We start from the raw sequence: 20,149 nt of genomic DNA, 5'->3' as shown, positions 1-20,149 counted from the left end.
TCCAACGGCGGTGCGGAAGTCAGGAGATTCCGAGCTCGTTGTCGATGAAGTCGAAGATCTCGTCGTCGGTGGCGGTGTCGACCCGGTCCGCGACGCCCGGTGCGGCCAGCCGGTCGAGGACACCGCGCAGCCGCTCGGCGAGCGAGGCGCGCTCCTCGGGGTCCAGGCCGGACGCACCGGCTTCGAGGCGGTCGAGTTCCGCGAACCGGTCGGGGACGGCGGGGGCGAGTTCGGCCGTGAGGCGTTCGGCCAGGTCGGCCGGGGTCGGGTGGTCGAAGAGCATGGCCGTCGGCAGTCGCAGCCCGGTGGCCTCGGCCAGCCGGTTGCGCAGCTCGACCGCGGTCAGCGAGTCGAACCCCATGTCCAGGAAGCCGCGTTCGGGGTCGACGGCATGGCCGCCGGCCAGCCCCAGGGTGACTGCCGCCCGGGTGCGCACCAGGTCCAGGAGCAGATCGGTGCGCTCTTGCGGGGCGGCCGCCGCGAGGCGCTCCGCGAAGCCCTGCGCCGCGGCGAGGCCGGTGCCGGGCGCGGGCCTGCGGCGCACGGGGGCCAGTTCGCGCAGCAGCACCGGGATGTCCTGGGCCGGGACGCGCAGGTGTGCCGGTACCAGCGCGGCGCTCTCGCCTCGCCACGCCAGGTCGAACAGGTGCAGCGCCTCCGCGGTGGACATCGGGGCGACTCCGTGGCGGGCGAGGCGGGCGCGGTCGGAATGCTGCAGTGCGCCGGCCATGCCGGTATCGGTGTCCCACAGGCCCCAGGCGAGGGACACCGCGGGCAGTCCGCCGGCCCGTCGCCGCACGGCGAGTGCGTCCAGGAAGGCATTGGCGGCCGCGTAGTTGGCCTGGCCGGGGGTGCCGAGGACGCCCGCGGCGGAGGAGAACAGCACGAACGCGGACAGGTCGCTGTCCCGGGTCAGTTCGTGCAGGTGGAGCGCCGCGTCCGCCTTGGCCCGCAGCACCGTGTCCACCTGCTCCGAGGTCAGCGCCGCGAGGACGCCGTCGGAGGTGACTCCGGCCGCGTGGACGACGGCGGTCAGGTCGGGGATGCCGCGCAGCAGGTCCGCCAGCGCCTCCCGGTCGGCCGCGTCGCAGGCCACCAGGTCCACCTCCGCGCCCAGTGCGGTGAGCTCCTCGACCAGTCCCGGGGCGGTGCCCCGCCGGCTGGTGAGCAGCAGCTTGCGTACGCCGTGGGCGGTGACGAGGTGCCGGGCGAGCAGGGTGCCGAGCGCTCCGGTGGCACCGGTGAGCAGTACCGTCCCGTCGACCGGGGCGGGTGCGGTGTTCGCGGTGGCCTCGGCGGCCGGTCCGGCCGCCCGGGTCAGTCGCGGGACACGCACGGTGCCGGCCCGCAGCGCCGACTGCGGTTCGTCCAGGGCGAGTACGCCCGGCAGGACGCGGCCGGAGGCCTCGGTGCCGTCGGTGTCCGCGAGGACGAAACGCCCGGGGTGTTCGGTCTGTGCCGAGCGGAGCAGGCCCCAGACCGCGGCGTGCGCCGGGTCGGACAGTTCCTCGCCGCCGTCGGCCGCCACCGCCGCCCGGGTCAGCACCAGCAGCCGGGAGGCGGCGAGGCGCTCGTCGGCCAGCCAGTCCTGGGCGATGCCGAGAACCGTGTTGACCGCGGTGTGCACGGCTGCCGCGTCGGCCCCGGACGGGGTGAGCGGCAGCACCGCCACGTCGGGCGCCGAAGTGCCCGAGTCGAGAGCGGTCCGCAGCGCGTCCAGACCGGCGTACCGGGGCAGTTCGAGCCCTTCCGTGTCGCCCAGCGCGATCCACCGGCCGGTGCCGGACACCGGTACGGGTTCGGGCAGTTGGTTCCACCGGACCTCGTACAGCGATCGCGACCGCATCGCGCGCAGTGTGTCCGGCGACGGGGCGCGCAGGTGGAGGGAGTCGATGGTCAGCACGGGCTGCCCGGACGTGTCCGCGACCCGTACCGAGATCCGGTCCGTGTCCTGCGGGGTCAGGTGCACCCGCGCGGCGATGCCGTCGCCGTGCCGGACGACGCCGCCGAACTCGAACGGAAGTCGCGGGTCCGGTCCCTCCTCGCGCATCGGCAACTTGGCGCTGTGCAGGGCCGCGTCGAGCAGCGGCGGGTAGATCCCGTACGCCGCGGCGGCCGCTTCCTGCTCCGGGTCGAGGGCCAGCTCCGCGTACAGCTCCTCGCCGAGGAGCCAGGCACGGCGTACGCCCTGGAAGGCGGGGCCGTACTCGAATCCGTGGGCGGCGAACCAGTCGTAGACACCGTCCACCGGGAGTTCCGCGGCATCGGCGGGCGGCCACTGGGAGAGCGGCGCCGCGGCGGGGGCCGGGCCCGCGCCCAGGGTGCCGCGCGCGTGCCGGGTCCACGGTTCGTCGTCGCTGTTCCGGGCGTGGACCCGGATCTCCCGGTCGCCGCTCTCGGCGGGTGCGTCGACGGTGATCTGCACCGCCACCGTGCTGTCGACGGGCAGCAACAGGGGGGTTTCCAAGGTCAGTTCACGCAGTACGTCGCAGCCGACCTGTGCCCCGGCGTACAGCGCCAGGTCGAGCCATGCGGCGCCGGGCAGCAGTGCCGTACCGGCGATGACGTGCTCGCGCAGCCAGCCGTGCCGGTGCGGGGAAAGGGATCCGGTGAGCACCACGGCATCGGAGTCCGCCAGGGGTATGCCCATGGTGAGCAGGGGGTGGTCCGCGGCGAGGAGCCCGGCCGTGGAACGGACCGTGGATTCGGGCGTGTCGAGCCAGTAGCGCTGGTGTTGGAAGGCGTAGGTGGGGAGTTCGGCGGTGGCCCGGCTGTCGATCAGTGCGGTCCAGTCGATGTCGGTGCCGTTCGCCCACAGTTCGCCGAGTCCGGCCAGCAGGGCCGCCGTGTCGGTGCGGTCGCGGCGCTGCAACGCCACCAGCCGCACGCCCTCACCCGCCGAAGGCTCGGCCATCGGCGTCAGCACCGCATCCGGACCCACCTCAATGGTGCCCGTCACCCCTTCAGCCGCCAGGGCACGCACCGCGTCCGCGAACCGGACCGGCGAACGCACCTGCCGCACCCAATAGGACGGATCCGTCCACTGAGTACCGACCTCACCACTCACCGTCGACACGATCGGAATCCGCGGCTCGGCGAACGACAACCCGGCCACGACCTCGGCGAAGTCGTCCAGCATCGGCTCCATCAACGGCGAGTGGAACGCATGACTGACCCGCAACCGCTTCGTCTTGCACCCCTGCCCGGCCAGCACAGCGGCGACCTCCTCCACCACCCCCTCCACACCCGAAATCACCGTCGCCCCCGGCCCGTTCACCGCAGCGACCGACACCTCACCCTCACGCCCCACCAACAACGGCAGCACATCCGCCTCCGCCGCCCGCACCGCCACCATCGCCCCACCCACCGGCAACGCCTGCATCAACCGACCCCGCGCCGCCACCAGCACACACGCATCCGCCAACGACAACACCCCCGCCACATGCGCCGCCGCGATCTCCCCCACCGAATGCCCCACCAGCACATCCACCCGCACCCCGGCCCGCTCCAACAACCGGAACAAAGCCACCTCGAACACAAACAAACCCGCCTGCGTACACACCGTCCGATCCAGCAGACCACCCACCCCATCAGCACCCACGCCATCAACACCCGCAGCATCAGCACCCGCAGCATCAACACCCGCGCCGGCGAACATCACCTCCCGCACCGACAACCCCAACAACCCGTCCAACACCGCACACGACTCATCCACCGACCCCGCGAACACCGGAAACGCCTCATACAACTCCCGGCCCATCCCAGCCCGCTGAGCACCCTGACCCGAAAACAGCGCGGCCGTCCTGGTGGACTGCCGGGCCCGTGCGTGGACGAGGCCGGTGTCCGTACGTCCCTCCGCCAGTGCGGTCAGAGCGGTGAGGTGGTCCTGCAAGGTGTCGCCCCAGACCACGGCGCGGTGTTCGAGGTGGGCACGCCCCGTCGCGAGCGTGGACGCCACCGCAGCGGGCTCCAGCTCTGGGCGTGCGTCCACGAACTCAGCCAGCCGACCCGCCTGGGCGCGCAACGCCGCTTCAGTCCGGCCCGACACCACCCACGGCACCAGCCCCGACCGCTCCCCCACCTCGACCTCAGCAGCCTCGGGGACTTCGGGGGCTTCCTCCAAGATCACGTGCGCGTTCGTCCCACTGATACCGAACGACGACACCGCCGCCCGCCGCGGCCGGTCCACCCGCGGCCACGACCGCGCCTCGGTCAACAACTCCACCGCACCCGAAGACCAGTCCACCTTCGACGACGGCGCATCCACATGCAGCGTCCGCGGCAACACCCCATACCGCAACGCCTGCACCATCTTGATGATCCCGCCCACACCCGCGGCAGCCTGCGCATGCCCGATATTCGACTTCAACGACCCCAGCCACAACGGCCGATCCACATCCCGGCCCTGCCCATACGTCGCCAACAACGCCTGCGCCTCGATCGGATCACCCAACGCGGTACCGGTACCGTGCGCCTCCACGACATCCACCTCGGCACCCGAAACACCCGCATCCGCCCACGCCTGCCGGATCACCCGCTGCTGCGAAGGACCATTCGGCGCCGTCAGACCGTTGCTCGCACCGTCCTGATTCACCGCCGAGCCACGCACGACCGCCAGCACCCGATGGCCTTGGCGCCGCGCCTCCGAGAGCCGCTCCAGCACCAGGACACCCACACCCTCGGCCCAGCCCGTGCCGTCGGCCGCCTCCGCGAACGCCTTGCACCGGCCGTCCACGGCCAGCCCCCGCTGACGGCTGAACTCGATCAATGTCTTCGGTGTGCTCATCACGGTCACGCCGCCTGCCAGCGCCCGGTCGCACTCACCCCGGCGCAGGGCCTGGGCGGCGAGGTGCAGGGCCACCAGCGACGAGGAGCACGCCGTGTCCACCGTGACCGCCGGACCCTCAAGACCCAGCGTGTACGCGACCCGGCCCGAGATGACGCTTCCGCTGGTGCCGACGCCCAGGAAACCCTCGATGTCGGGGGTGGCGGCGTTCAGGCCGGCCGCGTAGTCGGGTGCCATCGAGCCGACGTAGACGCCGGTGCGGTGGCCCCGCAACGACGACGGATCGACACCCGCCGACTCCAGCGCCTCCCACGACGTCTCGAGCAGCAGCCGCTGCTGCGGATCCATCGCCAGCGCCTCACGCGGCGAGATCCCGAAGAACTCCGCGTCGAAATCCCCCGCCGTGTGCAGAAACCCGCCCGCATCGGCGTAGAAGCTTCCCGGACGCTCGCCCTCGGGGTCGTAGCGGTGTTCCAGGTCCCAGCCGCGGTCCGCCGGCATCGGGCCGAGTGCTTCGGCGCCCACGGCCACCAGGTCCCACAGCGCGTCCGGGGAGTCGGCGCCGCCCGGGAAGCGGCAGCTCATGCCGACGACGGCGATCGGCTCGGACTGGTCGGACCGCGCGGCAAACGGCGCGGCCGGCCGGGTCTCGGACACGGCGGCCGAGCCCAGCAGCTCGGTCTCCAGCAGGCCCGCCACCGCGGCGGCCGTGGGGTGGTCGAAGAGCAGAGTCGCGGGCAGCCGCAGACCGGTGACGCCGTTGAGCCGGTTGCGCAGGTCCACCGACATCAGGGAGTCGAAGCCCATCTCCTTGAACGCGCGGGTGGGTTCGACCCGTTCGGCCGCTCCGTGGCCCAGGGTGACGGCGGTGTGCAGCCGGGTCAGTTCGACCAGTTCCGCGCGCCGGTCCTCGGGCGGGAGCGCGGCCAGCCGTTCTCGCAGTCCCCCGGGCGCGTTGCGGGCGAGGGCCGCCGCGGCGCGGCGGGCCGGGATGCGGACCAGGCTGCGCAGCACCGGTGGTACGCCGACGTCGGCGGCGCCCGCGGCGATCGCCGCGAGGTCCAGCGAGACGGGCACCGCCAGGGCGCGGTCCAGGGCGCATGCGGCGTCGAACAGGCGCAGTCCTTCCTCGGTAGCGAGCGGCACGATGCCGCCGCGGCGCATCCGGCTCAGGTCGGCGTCGCCCAAGTGGCCGCTCATTCCGCTGCCTTCGGCCCACAGGCCCCAGGCGAGCGACACGGCAGGCAGACCGCGCTCGCGGCGGTGCTCGGCCAGCGCGTCGAGGAAGGCGTTCGCGGCGGCGTAGTTGCCCTGTCCGGCGTTGCCGAGGGTGGCGGCCGCCGACGAGAAGAAAACGAAGGCGGACAGGTCCATGTCCTGGGTCAGTTCGTGCAGGTTCCACGCCGCGTCCGCCTTGGGCCGCAGCACGGTGTCGAGCCGGTCATCGGTGAGCGAGGTGAGCAGAGCGTCGTCCACGACGCCCGCGGCGTGCACCACGGCCGTCAGCGGATGTGCGGCGTCGACTCCCCGCAGGGTCGCGGCGAGTGCGTCGCGGTCCGCGGCGTCGCAGGCGACGACGCGGACGTCGACTCCCGCGCTCTGCAGGTCCGTGACCAGGGCCCGCGCCGCGGCCGAGTCCGGCCCGCTGCGGCTGGTCAGCAGCAGGTGGCGTACGCCGTGCCGGTCGACCAGGTGGCGGGCGAGCAGTCCGCCCAGTGTTCCGGTGCCGCCGGTGATCAGCACGGTGCCCGCAGGGTCGAGCCCGAGGTCGCCCTCCACGGCCCGCGCCCGGGTCAGCCGGTCCACGGTGAGCTGCCCCTGCTCGAGGCGGAAGTCCGTGAGGTCCTCGGCGAGGGCCGCGGCCAGGGCGGCGCGGGAGGCGTCGTGGCCGTCCCGCTCGCCGAGGGTGAAGCGGCCGGGGTGCTCGGTCTGCGCGCTGCGCACCAGGCCGCGTACCGCCGCGTGCGACAGGTCGTGCGACCGCGTCAGGACGACCAGCCGGGAGGCGGCGGTGCGTTCGTCGTCGAGCCATGCCTGCAGCAGGCCGAGCACATGTCCGGTCGCCGTCCGGGCCGCGGCGACCGGGTCCGGTCCCGCCGCCGGCACGCTCGCCACGACGAGCGCGGGCAGCTCGGTGTCCACCGCGTCGGTGAGGGCCGCGAGGCCGGCGTGGACGGTGGCGCCGGTGAGCCCGTCGACCGGTTCGCCGAGCACCGCCCACCGGGCCGGGTCCGGTGCGGTGGCGGGCAGCGTCGCCGCGTGCCGGTCGACCTGGAACAGGGAGTCGAGGCGGCGGGCCAGCTGCGCCGCTTCGACCGGACGCAGGGTCAGGGAGTCGGCGCTCAGTACGGGTTGGCCCTCGCTGTCCAGGGCGAGCACCGAGACGCTGTCACCGGACGCCGGTGTCAGGTGGACGCGCAGGGCTTTGGCGCCCGTCGAATGCAGGGTGACCCCGTTCCAGGAGAACGGCAGCCGGATATTGCCCTCGTCGAGCAGCAGTGCGTGCAGGGCGGCGTCGCTGAGGGCCGGGTGGAGGCCGTACTCCGCCTCGCCGTCACGGCCGTCGGCGGACTGCGGCAGCGCGACCTCGGCGAACAGTTCGTCGCCGCTGCGCCAGGCGGAGGTCAGTCCCTGGAACGCGGGGCCGTAGCCGTATCCGACCTGTTCGAGACGCTCGTAGAAGCCGGTCAGGTCGACCGGGCGGGCGCCGCTCGGCGGCCACTGCTGTGCCGCCGCCGTGGGGGCGGGTGCCGCCGTGGGGGCGAGGAACCCGGAGGCGTGCCGAGTCCAGGGCGCCTCACCCGACCGGGAGTGGACGCTCACTTCGCGCCTGCCGTCCTCGCCCGCCTCCCCGACCGCCATCTGCACCTGTACGGCGCTGTCGTCCGGCAGGACCAGGGGCTCGTGCAGGGTCAGTTCGTCGATCCGGTCGCAGCCGACGGTGCGGCCCGCGCACAGCGCCAGCTCCACGAACGCGGTGCCGGGCAGCAGCGCGGTGTCCCACACGGCGTGCTCCGCGAGCCAGCCGGTCGCGGTGAGCCGGCCGGTGAGCACCGTGCCGCCGTCGGCGGCGAGTTCGACGACCGCGCTCAGCAGCGGGTGGCCCGCGGCGGCGATGCCGAGCTGCGCGGGGTCGCCGCCGCTGTCGCGTTCGTCGAGCCAGTAGTGCTCGCGCTGGAACGGGTACGTCGGCAGGTCGAGGGGGGCCGTGGCGGCGGGCCACAGGACCGGGGCGCCGTGGGTGAACGCCTGGGCCAGCGACTGCTGGAACCGGTCCGGTCCACCGTGGTCGCGGCGCAGGGAGCCGACAGCGACAGCGGTGTGCCGCGCGTCGTCGGCGGTGTCCTGGACGGCCATCGTCAGCACGGGGTGCGGGCTGCACTCGACGAACATGCGGTGCCCGGCGTCCAGCAGGGCGCGCACGGTCGGCTCGAACCGGACGGTGCTGCGCAGGTTGCGGTACCAGTAGGCGGCGTCGAGTTCGGTGACGCCAGCGGCCTCGCCGTCGACCGTCGAGTGGAACGGCACCCGGGCAGGGCCCGGCCGGATCGGTGCCAGGACCTGGAGCAGGTCCTCGCGCAGTGTCTCCATCTGCGCGGAGTGCGACGCGTAGTCCACCGCGATGCGGCGGGCGGAGATGTCGTCGGCGGCGCAGGCGTCGAGAAGTTCCCGCAGGGCGTCGGCGGCGCCCGCGACCACCACGGAGGCGGGTCCGTTGACCGCCGCGACGGACAGGGCGCCGTCCCAGGGGGCGATCAACTCCCGTACGCGGTCGGCCGGCAGGGGTATGGAGGCCATGCCGCCGTCGCCGGCGATCCGGGCGATCGCCTGGCTGCGCAGCGCGGCCACGCGTGCGGCGTCCTCGAGGGAGAGGATCCCGGCGACGCAGGCGGCGGCGATCTCACCCTGCGAGTGCCCCACCACGGCCGCCGGCTGTACGCCGGAGGACTCCCACAGCCGGGCCAGCGAGACCATGACGGCGAACAGCGCGGGCTGCACCACGTCGACCCGGTCCAGCGAGGCGGCGCCCGGCTCGCCTCGCACCACCGCGTGCAGGTCCCAGTCCACATGGGGTGCGAGGGCCTGCGCGCACTCTGCCATCCGCTCGGCGAACACGGGGGACGAGTCCAGCAGGGCGGCGGCCATGCCCACCCATTGGGAGCCCTGGCCGGGGAAGACGAACACCGGCCGCGGGTCGGCGGCGGCGACCCCCCGTACGATGGCCGCGTGCTCGCGGCCCTCGGCCAGGGCGCGCAGCGCGTCCAGGTCACCGGCCGGGACGACGGCGCGGTGCTCGAAGGCGGTCCGCGACCCGGTCAGCGACAGGCCGACGTCGACGGGGTCGAGTCCGGTCACATGCGGCAGGAGCTGTCCGGCCTGGGCGCGCAGCGCGGCCTCGGTCCGGCCGGTCACGACCCACGGCACCAGCCCCGGCCGCTCCCCCACCTCGACCTCAGCAGCCTCGGACGCTTCGGGGGCCTGCTCCAGGATGACGTGCGCGTTGGTGCCACTGATACCGAACGACGACACCGCCGCCCGCCGCGGCCGCTCCACCCGCGGCCACGACCGCGCCTCGGTCAACAGCTCCACGGCGCCCGAAGACCAGTCCACCTTCGACGACGGCGCATCCACATGCAGCGTCCGCGGCAACACCCCATACCGCAACGCCTGCACCATCTTGATGATCCCGCCCACACCCGCGGCAGCCTGCGCATGCCCGATATTCGACTTCAACGACCCCAGCCACAACGGCTCGTCGGAAGCGTGCTGCTGCCCGTAGGTGTCCAGCAGGGCCTGCGCCTCGATCGGATCACCCAACGCCGTACCGGTACCGTGCGCCTCCACAGCGTCGACCTCGGCACCCGACACACCCGCATCCGCCCACGCCTGCCGGATCACCCGCTGCTGCGAGGGACCGTTCGGCGCCGTCAGACCGTTGCTCGCACCGTCCTGATTCACCGCCGAGCCACGCACCACCGCCAGCACCCGATGCCCTTGCCGCTGCGCCTCCGAGAGCCGCTCCAGCACCAGAATGCCCGCGCCCTCGGCCCAGCCCGTGCCGTCGGCCGCCTCCGCGAACGCCTTGCACCGCCCGTCCACGGCCAGCCCCCGCTGACGGCTGAACTCCAGGAACATGCCGGGGCTCGCCATCACCGTCGCCCCGCCGGCCAGCGCCCGGTCGCACTCACCCCGGCGCAGCGCCTGCACCGCGAGATGCAGGGCCACCAGCGACGAGGAGCACGCCGTGTCCACCGACACGGCCGGACCCTCGAGACCCAGCGTGTACGAGATACGCCCGGAGGCGACGCTGGAGTGCTTGCCCGTGAGCAGGTGGCCCTCGAAGCCCGCGGGCGCGCGGTGCAGCGGACCCGCGTAGTCCTGGGCGAAGGCCCCGACGAACACGCCGGTCAGGCTGGACCGCAGGGAGTCGGGGAGGATGCCGGCGCCTTCCAGCGCCTCCCACGACGTCTCGAGCAGCAGCCGCTGCTGCGGATCCATCGCCAGCGCCTCACGCGGTGAGATCCCGAAGAACTCCGCGTCGAAGTCCCCGGCGCCGTACAGGAATCCGCCATGCTTGGTGTACGTCGTGCCGCGGCGTTCCGGGTCCTGGTGGTACAGCCCCTCCAGGTCCCAGCCGCGGTCCGTGGGGAACTCTCCGACCGCGTCCCGGCCCTGCGCCACCAGATCCCACAGGGCGTCCGGGGTGTCCACCCCGCCGGGGAACCGGCACGCCATACCGACGATCGCGACCGGCTCGGGGTGCTCAAGGGCGTGCAGCCGCTCCCGGGTCTTCTGCAGATCGACGGTGACGCGCCGCAGGTACTCGACCAGTTGCTGCTCGTCGTTTGCCACGTGTGCCAACCCCTCGGAATGTGTGCGGACTCAAGCGAGTTCCTGGTCGATGAAACTGAGCAGCTCGCCGACCGAGGCCGTCTCCAGATGCGCGGTGTCGCCGCCCTCGCGGCCGGGGCGGGCCATCCGCGCCGCCAGGGCCTTCAGACGCGTCTCGATCTCGGCCCGCAGCTCCTCGCCGTCGGGCACATCTGCCAGCGCCGTCTCCAGCCGCTCCAGCTCCGCCAGACCCGCGGGCGGCGCCTCGGCGGGCGCCAGTTCGGCCTGTAGGAGCCGGGCGACACGCGCCGGCGTCGGGTGGTCGAAGAGCAGCGCGGGGGCGAGCCGCAGGCCCGTCGCCGCGATCAGCCGGTTGCGCAGTTCGACGGAGGTGAGGGAGTCGTAGCCCAGGTCCCGGAACGGCAGGTCCACGTCGACCGTGGCCGCGCCGCCGCGGCCCAGGACCACGGCCGTGTGCTCCCGCACCAGATCCACAACGGCCCGCTCCCGCTCCGTCTGCGGCAGTTCGGCGAGCCGTCGGCGCAGGTCCGGCGCGGCGGCGATGGCCTGCTGCGGTGCCGCGACGGGCACCAGGGACCGCAGCACGACGGGCGCGCCCTCCCCCTGGGCCCGGATAGCGGCCAGGTCCCAGCCGGTCGGCACCAGGGACGGCTCGTCGAGTGCGAGCGCCGCGTCGAGCAGCGCGAGGCCGTCCGGTGTGCTCAGCGGCACCAGGCCCGAGCGCTTCATCCGCGCCCGGTCGGCCTGGCCGAGCGCCGAGCCGCCCATGCCGTCCTCGCTCTGCCACCAGCCCCAGGCCAGCGACACCGCCGCGAGTCCGCGGGCCCGGCGCTGCTGGGCCAGAGCGTCCAAGTAGGCGTTCGCGGCGGCGTAGTTGGCCTGGCCGGGGCCGCCGAGGATGCCCATCACCGAGGAGAAGAGAACGAACGCGCTCAGGTCCCGGTCCGCGGTGAGCTCGTGCAGGTTCTTCGCGGCCAGCGCCTTGGGGCGCAGCACCCGGTCCAGGCGCTCGGGGGTCAGATCGGCGACCACCCCGTCGTCCAGGACGCCTGCCGCGTGCACGACCGCGGTCAGCTCCACGCCGTCGAGGACCCCGGCGAGCGCGTCCCGGTCGGCGGCGTCGCAGGCCACGAGGTCCACGTGCGCGCCGAGGCCGACGAGTTCCGCGACGAACTCGGCGGCTGCGGGGGCCTCGACGCCGCGCCGACTGGTCAACAGCAGCCGTCGTACGCCGTGTTCGACGACCAGATGGCGGGCGGTGGCCCGGCCGAGCGCCCCGGTGGCGCCCGTGATCAGCACGGTGCCGTTCCTGTCGTGCGTGCCGTCGGGGAAGGGTGCCGCCGGCATCGTGAGGACCACTTTGCCGATGTGCCGGGCCTGGCTCATGTACCGGAAGGCGTCCGCGGCACGCCGTACGTCCCACACGGTCACCGGCAGCGGGCGGAGCGCGCCCCGCGCGAAGAGGTCCATCAGCTCGGCGAACATCGCGGCGATGCGCTCCGGCGCCACCTCGAGCAGATCGAACGCCTGGTAGCCGACGCCGGGATAGGCCTTCGCAACGGCGTCCGCGTCACGGATGTCCGTCTTGCCCATCTCCACGAACCGGCCGCCCGGGCCGAGGAGGCGCAGGGACGCGTCCACGAACTCACCGGCCAGCGAGTCGAGCACGACGTCCACCCCCGGGGCGAACCGCTGCTCGAACTCCAGGGTCCGCGAGGAGGACAGCTGGTCCTGCCTCAGTCCCAGCTCCCGCAGCGCCGCCCACTTGCCCGTCCCCGCCGTGGCCCGCACCTCGGCGCCCAGATGCCGGGCGAGCTGGACGGCGGCCATCCCCACCCCGCCCGCGGCGGCGTGGATCAGCACCTTCTCCCCGGCGCGCAGCCCCGCCAGCTCGTTCAGGGCGTAGTACGCCGTGAGGAACACCAGCGGTGTCGCGGCGGCCTGCGCGTCGCTCCACCCGTCGGGTACGGGGGCCAGCATGCGGTGGTCGGCCACCGCGGTGGGACCGAAGGCGCCGGTGAACATGCCCATCACCCGGTCGCCCGGCGCGAGTCCGGTGACCTCGGCACCGACCTCGGTGACCACGCCCGCGCCTTCCTGGCCGAGCAGTCCGGCCTCCCCCGGATACATGCCGAGGGTGCTGAGCACGTCGCGGAAGTTCACCCCCGCGGCGCGGACGGCGATCCGTACCTGGTGCGGGGCGAGCGGCTCGGACACCTCCGGGCAGGGCAGCAGCGCCAGCGCGTCGAGAGTGCCCCGCCGGGGTGCCGAAAGGCGCCAGGCGTCCGTCCCCGCGGGCGGGAGGAGACCGGTCGGGCGGGTCAGTCGCGGTACGCGCGCGCCGCCACGGCGCAGGGCCAGCTGTGGCTCCCCGGAGGCGAGGGCCGCTGCGAGCACGGCGTACGACTCCTGCGTACCGTCCACGTCCACCAGCGCGAACCGGCCCGGATGTTCGGACTGCGCGGAGCGCACCAGGCCCCACACGGCGGCCGCGTCGGGGTCGGCCGCCTCGCCGGGCTCGGTGGCGACGGCGCCGCGGGTCACCACGACGAGGCGTGCCTCGTCCCCGGGCACCACGCCGAGCCAGCCCTGCACCAGGGTCAGCGCCTCCTGTGCCTGTGCGGCGACGCCCACGGCGACATCGGCGGGGAACGCCACCGGCTTCGTCCCCGCGGCCGTGAGCGCTGCGCCGAGTGCGTCGACGGCGGCCGCGCGGTCCCCGGCGGCCGAGGCGCCCTCGGCGGCGAACAGGGCAGCCTCCATCAACGGGCTTTCCGTCAGGGGAAGTTCGGGCCAGTCGATCCGGTTCAGCGCGTCGTGCGCCGTGCCGCGCAGCTGGCCTGCGGTAACCGGGCGCAGGACCAGTTCGTCGATCGTGGCGACCGTGCGTCCCTCGCCGAAGACGGTGACGGCGACCGTGTGCGCTCCGGTGCGCCGCAGCCGTACCCGCACCGTGTCCGGGCACGGCGTGTGCTGCGTGACACCGGTGAAGGAGAACGGCATCAGCGCGCCGCCGCTCTCGGCCGCGAGGTGCGCGACACCCGCGTGCAGCGCGGCATCGAGCACCGCGGGATGCAGGCCGACCGACTGCGCCGGTGCCTCCCGGGGCAGACTCACGTCCGCGAACACGTCGTCGCCGCTGCGCCAGGCCGCGCGCATCCCGCGAAACGCCGGGCCGTACCCGTAGCCGAGCCGGTCGAGCCGCTCGTACAGCTCGTCCACCGGCGTCGCCTCGGCGTCGGCCGGCGGCCACTGCCCCAGCCAGGCGTCGGCGGCGTCCTCGGACACGCTCTCGAGCGACCCGTCGGCGTGCCGGATCCACGGCATGTCCGCCCGCAGCCGCGAGCACAGCGTCAGCGGGCGGCGGCCGTCCTGTTCGGCGCCCACCACCAACTGCACCGTGACCGCCTCTGACTCGGGCAGCGTCAACGGGGCGTACACGGTCAGTTCACCGACGCGCGGGAGGCCCAGGTACTGTCCGGCGTGCAGCGCGAGGTCGACCATCGCGGCGCCGGGCAGCACCACCGAGCCGTGCACCGCGTGGTCCTTGAGCCAGGGCTGGGCGCGCCGGGACAGGCTCGCGGTGAAGAGCACCTCCGAGGAGAGGGCGGACTCCACCGCCGCCCCCAGCAGCGGATGTTCCGTCGTGGTGAGCCCGAGCCCCGCGGCGTTCGCCGCGGCCCGCGCGGGCGCCAGCCAGTACCGCCGACGCTGCAACGCGGTCGCCGGAAGATCCACGCGCCGGGCCCCGGCGAACCGTGCCGCCCAGTCCACGGCGACCCCTCGGGTGTGGGCCCGGCCCAGCGCCGCGGCCAGCGTCGCGCTCTCGTCGCGGTCGGCGCGCAGGGCCGGGACGAAGGCGGCGTCGCCCTCCTCGGCGAGGCAGGCGTCGCCCATCGCGGACAGTACGCCGTCCGGTCCGGCCTCCAGGAAGGTGCGGACGCCCTCGGCGTACAGCCTGCGTACCGCGTCGTGGAAGCGGACGGGGGCCCGTACCTGGGTCACCCAGTAGTCGGCGTCGAACTCCGTCCGCGGTTCACCGGTGACCGTGGAGACCAGCGGGATACGCGCCTTGTCGTACCGCAGGGTCCTCGCGACGGCGCGGAAGTCCTCCAGCATGCCGTCCATGAGGGGCGAGTGGAACGCGTGGCTGACCCGCAGCCGCTTGGTCCTGCGCCCCTGGCTCCGCAGCTCCTCGGCGACGGCGGCCACCACCTCGTCCGTGCCGGAGACCACGGTCGCCCGGGGGCCGTTGAGTCCCGCGATCGAGACGTCTTTCTCGCGCCCGGCCAGCAAAGGCGCCACCTCCGCCTCGCTCGCCTCCAGCGCCACCATCGCACCGCCCTCGGGCAGCGCCTGCATCAGCTTGCCCCGGGCCGCGGTCAGCGCGCACGCGTCGGCGAGCGACAGCACGCCTGCCGCGTGCGCTGCGGCGATCTCGCCGATCGAGTGCCCGGCGACGAGGCCGGGGCGCAGCCCCCAGTGCTCGAGCAGCCGGAACAGGGCCGTCTCGACGGCGAACAGCGCGGTCTGGGTGTACGCCGTCCGGTCCAGCAGCGGCCGGCCGTCCGGGCCGCTCTCGCCGTCGAAGACGACGGCGCGCATCGGCCGGTCCAGATGCGGGTCCAGTTGTGCCCAGACCTCTTCCAGGGCCTGCGCGAACACCGGGTGGCTGCCCGCCAGTTCGCGCCCCATCGCCAGGCGCTGGGCGCCCTGGCCGGTGAACAGCAGGGCGAGCGGCCCCGCCGTCCCCCGGACCACGCCCTGGGCCAGGCCGGGCACGGACGCGCCCTCGGCCAGGGCCCGCAGCCGCTCGAGCACCTGCGCGTCGAGCCGGTCGTGCGCCCCGTGCACCAAGGCGGCCCGGTGATCGTGCTGGGTCCGGGTGACGGCGAGCGAGAGTGCCACGTCGGCGGGGTGCAACTCAGGCTGCCTGACAAGGAGTTCGTGCAGTCGTCCGGCCTGGGCGGCCACCGCTTCGGGGGACTTGCCCGACAGCAGCCAGGGCACCGGCCCGAGCGGGTGCCGGGCGGGCTGCTCGGGGGCGCCGGGCGCCTGCTCCACGATGAGGTGCGCGTTGGTGCCGCTGATGCCGAAGGACGACACGGCGGCCCGGCGCGGCCGGCCGGTCCGCGGCCACGCGACCTGCTCGGTCAGCAGCGCTATGCCGCCCGACGACCAGTCGACGTGCGGGGTCGGCTCGTCGACGTGCAGGGTGCGCGGCAGGACGCCGTGCCGCATGGCCAGCACCATCTTGATCACACCGCCGACTCCGGCCGCGGCCTGGCTGTGGCCGATGTTCGACTTCAACGAGCCGAGCAGCAGGGGCCGGTCGGGGGTGTGCCCGCGTCCGTAGGTGGCGAGCAGCGCGCCCGCCTCGATCGGGTCGCCGAGGGCGGTGCCGGTGCCGTGCGCCTCGACGGCGTCCACATGGTCGGCACTCAGGCGTGCGGCGGTCAGCGTCTGGCGGATCACGCGTTCCTGGGAGGGGCCGTTGGGCGCGCTCAGGCCGTTGCTGGCGCCGTCCTGGTTGACGGCGCTGCCACGGATCACGGCAAGCACCGGGTGGCCGAGCCGCGTCGCGTCGGAGAGCCGCTCCAGCAGGAGCATGCCGACGCCCTCGGCCCAGGCGGTGCCGTTCGCCGCGGATGAGAACGCTTTGCAGCGGCCGTCCGGCGCGAGGCCGCGCTGCCTGCTGAACTCGACGAACATGCCCGGATTGGCCATGACCGTCACACCGCCGGCCAGGGCCATCGTGCACTCGCCCTGCCGCAGTGCCTGCGCCGCGAGGTGCAGGGCGACCAGCGACGAGGAGCAGGCCGTGTCGACCGTGACGGCGGCGCCGCGCAGGCCCAGCGTGTAGGCCACCCGGCCGGAGGCGACGCTCGGGGTGTTGCCGGTCAGGAGGTAGCCGTCGGCACCCTCGACCGGTTCGTGCAGTCGCGGTCCGTAGTCCTGCGCCATGGCGCCGACGAACACCCCGGTGCGGCTGTCGCGCAGCGACACCGGGTCGAGGCCGGCCCGCTCGACGGCCTCCCAGGAGGTCTCCAGGAGCAGCCGCTGCTGCGGGTCCATGGCGAGCGCCTCGCGCGGCGAGATGCCGAAGAACTCCGGGTCGAAGCGGTCGGGATGGTCCAGGAACCCGCCCTTGGCGAGATAGGTGCGTCCCGGCCGGTCCGGGTCGGGATCGTAGAGCTCCTCGAGGTTCCAGCCGCGGTCGGTGGGGAAGTCGCCGATCGCGTCCACGCCCTGGGTGACCAACTGCCACAGGTCCTCGGGCGATTCCACCCCGCCCGGGTAGCGGCAGCTCATCGCGACGATCGCGATCGGGTCGTCGCCGTGCGCGGACCGCGTGCTCTCCTGGTCGGCGCGATCGGCACCGTCGGGGTCCGTCCGCCGCCCCGCCGAGCGCAGGTGGGCGATCAGCGCCTCGGGCGAGGGGTAGTCGTAGACGAGCGACGCGGGCAGGTCCAGGCCCGTCGCGGCGCACAGCGAGGTACGGAACTCGACCGCGGTGTGCGAGTCGAATCCCAGGTCCTTGAAGGTGCGGCCGAGATCGACCGCGCCGGAGGTGACATGGCCGAGCGCGACGGCCACCTGGGTGCCGACCAGCTCGCGCAGCAGCAGGTCCTGTTCGGTCTCGCTCAGTGCGGCCAGCCGGGCGGGCAGCGCGGCGGCCGCGGTGTCCGAGGGCGCGCCGGTCTGCGGAGCGGGGGTCTCCGAGACCGGCGCGCCAGAGGGCCGTCCGGTCGCCGGGGCGAGGGGACGGCCGGCCTGGGGCAGCGTGTCCAGCCAGTGGCGCTCACGCTGGAAGGCATAGGTCGGCAGCGCCGTGCGCCGCGGCTCGTGGGCGGCGAACGCGGGGCCGAAGTCGACGTCGGCGCCGTGTACATGGAGTCCGGCGAGGGCGGTGAGGAACGTGCGGGCCTCGGGCCTGCCGTCGCGCAGCGCGGGCACCAGGGCGGCCGGGTGGTCCTGCGTGCCGCTGCCGAGGCCCTCGCGGACCATCGGGATCAGCACGGCGTCGGGCCCCAGCTCCAGCCAGCGCGTGACGCCCCGCTCGATGAGCGTGCGCACCCCGTCGGCGAACCGGACGGCGCCGCGCACATGGCGCACCCAGTACTGAGGTGAGCACAGCCGCTCGCCCGCGATCTCCCCGGTGAGGTTGGAGACGACCGGGATCCGGGGCGCACGGTAGGTGAGGCCCTGCGCGAGGTCCCCGAACTCCTGGAGCATGCCGTCCATGTGCGCCGAGTGGAACGCGTGGCTGGTGCGCAGCTCCTTGGTCCTGCGGCCGCGTTCACGCCAGTGACGGGCCAGTGCGTGCACGGCGTCGCGGTCGCCGGAGACGACGACGGCGGCGGGCCCGTTGACGGCCGCGATACCGGCCTGCGCCGCATACGCGTCCAGGGACGCGGCGACCTCCTCCTCGCCGGCCTCGACGGCGACCATGGCGCCGCCGGCGGGGGCGTCCTGCATGAGGCGCCCGCGGGCCGCCACCAGCGAGCAGGCGTCGGCCAGATCGAGGACACCCGAGGCGTGGGCGGCCGCCAGCTCGCCGACCGAGTGGCCGATGAGCACGTCGGGGACGACGCCGAACTCGTCGGCCGCCAGCCGGTACAGGGCGCTCTCCAGGGCGAACAGTGCCGGCTGTGTGTAGCGGGTCTGGTCGAGGGCCGCGGCCCGCGCCGTGCCGGGTGCGGCGAACAGGATGTCGCGCAGGGGCAGTTCGAGGTGCGGGGCGAAGTGCTCGCACACCTCGTCGAGGGCGTCGGCGAACGCCGGGTGGGCCGCGTACAGTTCGCGTCCCATGCCGGGGCGCTGGCTGCCCTGCCCGCTGAAGAGGAACGCGGTCGAGCCCGCGGGGGCGACCCTGCCCGTGACGGTGTGGGCGGCGGCCGTGCCCTCGGCGACGGCCCGCAGCCCCAGGTCGAACTCCGCCGCCTCCTCGGCCAGGACCACGGCCCGGTGCTCGAACACGGACCTGCCGGTGAACAGCGAGTGCCCCACGTCCGCCGGGCGCCGGTTCGGGTCGGTGGCCACGAAGTCCCGCAGCCGGGCCGCCTGGTCGCGCAGCGCCGCCTCGCTGCGGCCGGACACCAGCCACGGCACCGGGCCGGACGGCGTCGCGGCGTGGGGCGTGGTGGCGCTGCCCGTTGCGACGGTGGCGGAGCCGGGCTCCGGCAGGTCGGACAGGACGAGGTGGCAGTTGGTGCCGCCCATGCCGAAGGAGCTGACGCCCGCCAGCAGCGGCTTGTCCGGGTGGGGCCAGGGCCCGAGCCGGTCGTGGACGCGCAGGTTCAGTTCGCCGAAGGGGATCCTCGGGTTGGGCGTACGGAAGTTGAGGCTGGGCGGGATCCTGCGGTGGCGGATGCTCAGCGCGGTCTTGAGGAGTCCGACGATGCCCGCCGCGCCCTCCAGATGCCCCACGTTGGTCTTCGCCGAGCCCACGAGCAGCGGGTCGTCGCCGGTGCGCGGCGTGCCGAGCACCCGGCCGAGCGCGGCCGCCTCGAGCGGGTCGCCGACCTTGGTCCCGGTGCCGTGCAGTTCCACGTACTGCACGTCGGCGGGGTTCACCCTGGCACGTTCGTACGCCGTGCGCAGCACCTGCGCCTGGGTGTGCTGTCCGGGCACGGTGAGCCCGTCGGTGGCGCCGTCGTTGTTCACCGCGCCACCGAGGATGACGCAGTACACGGGGTCGCCGTCGGCGAGCGCGCGCTCGAGCGGCTTGAGGACCACGAGACCGCCGCCCTCGCCCCGGACGTAGCCGTTGGCCCGCGCGTCGAAGGTGAAGCAGCGGCCGTCGGGGGACAGCCCCCCGAAGCGGGCCATGCCCACGGCGCTGTCCGGTACGAGATTGAGGTTCACCCCGCCGGCGAGCGCGACCTCGGACTCCCCGCCGCGCAGGCTCTCGCAGGCGAGCTGGACCGCGACGAGGGAGGACGACTGGGCCGTGTCGACGGTCATGCTGGGGCCGTGCAGCCCCAGGGCGTACGAGACACGGTTCGCGATGATGCCGCGGTGCAGCCCGGTGACGGTGTGCGGGCCGGCGTTCCCGATGCCCTCGCGGTGCTGCAGGGTCGCGTAGTCGTCCCAGATGGCGCCGACGAAGACACCGGTGCGGCTGCCGCTCAGGGCGCCCGGCACGATGCCGCCGTCCTCCAGGGCCTCCCAGGCCAGTTCGAGCACGAGGCGCTGCTGCGGGTCCATCGCCGCGGCCTCCCGGGGCGAGATCCCGAAGAAGCCGGCGTCGAACGTGTCGACGCGGTCGAGGAACGCGCCGAAGCGGGCGTTGACCGCGGCCGGCTCCCGCCGGGAGACCTCCGCGTGTTCCCATCGGTCGGCGGGCACCTCGGCCACGGCGTCGGCGCCGCTGCGCAACAGGTCCCAGAAGTCAGCCGGTCCGGGCGCCTTGGGCAGCCGGCAGGACAGTCCGACGACCGCCACGGCGCCGCCGGTGCGGAGGGGTCGGGGTGCGGCGACGGAGTCTCGTGTACTCGGCATGGCGGT

2 protein-coding genes are annotated in these 20,149 nt (G+C 74.1%); both read right to left on the bottom strand.

Annotated features, from left to right (window positions below; all coding sequences use genetic code 11):
• Window positions 1–19: 19 nt before the first annotated feature.
• On the bottom strand, window positions 20–10,639 hold the full coding sequence (locus OG568_RS57070) for a type I polyketide synthase (protein ID WP_329537861.1): 10,620 nt from the start codon (window positions 10,637–10,639) through the stop codon (window positions 20–22).
• A gap of 30 nt (window positions 10,640–10,669) precedes the next feature.
• Window positions 10,670–20,143, bottom strand: a complete 9,474-nt coding sequence (locus OG568_RS57065) for a type I polyketide synthase (protein ID WP_329537860.1) — start codon at window positions 20,141–20,143, stop codon at window positions 10,670–10,672.
• Window positions 20,144–20,149 lie beyond the last annotated feature (6 nt).

The organism is Streptomyces sp. NBC_01450 (assembly GCF_036227505.1).
Lineage (GTDB): Bacteria > Actinomycetota > Actinomycetes > Streptomycetales > Streptomycetaceae > Streptomyces.
The sequence above is the reverse complement of the archived record's forward strand: the minus strand, read 5'-3'. Positions and strand labels throughout refer to the sequence as shown.

Coding starts and splice junctions, on each gene's coding strand:
- OG568_RS57065 (WP_329537860.1), bottom strand. CDS start 20,143: ATGCCGAGTACACGAGACTCCGTCGCCGCACCCCGACCCCTCCGCACC.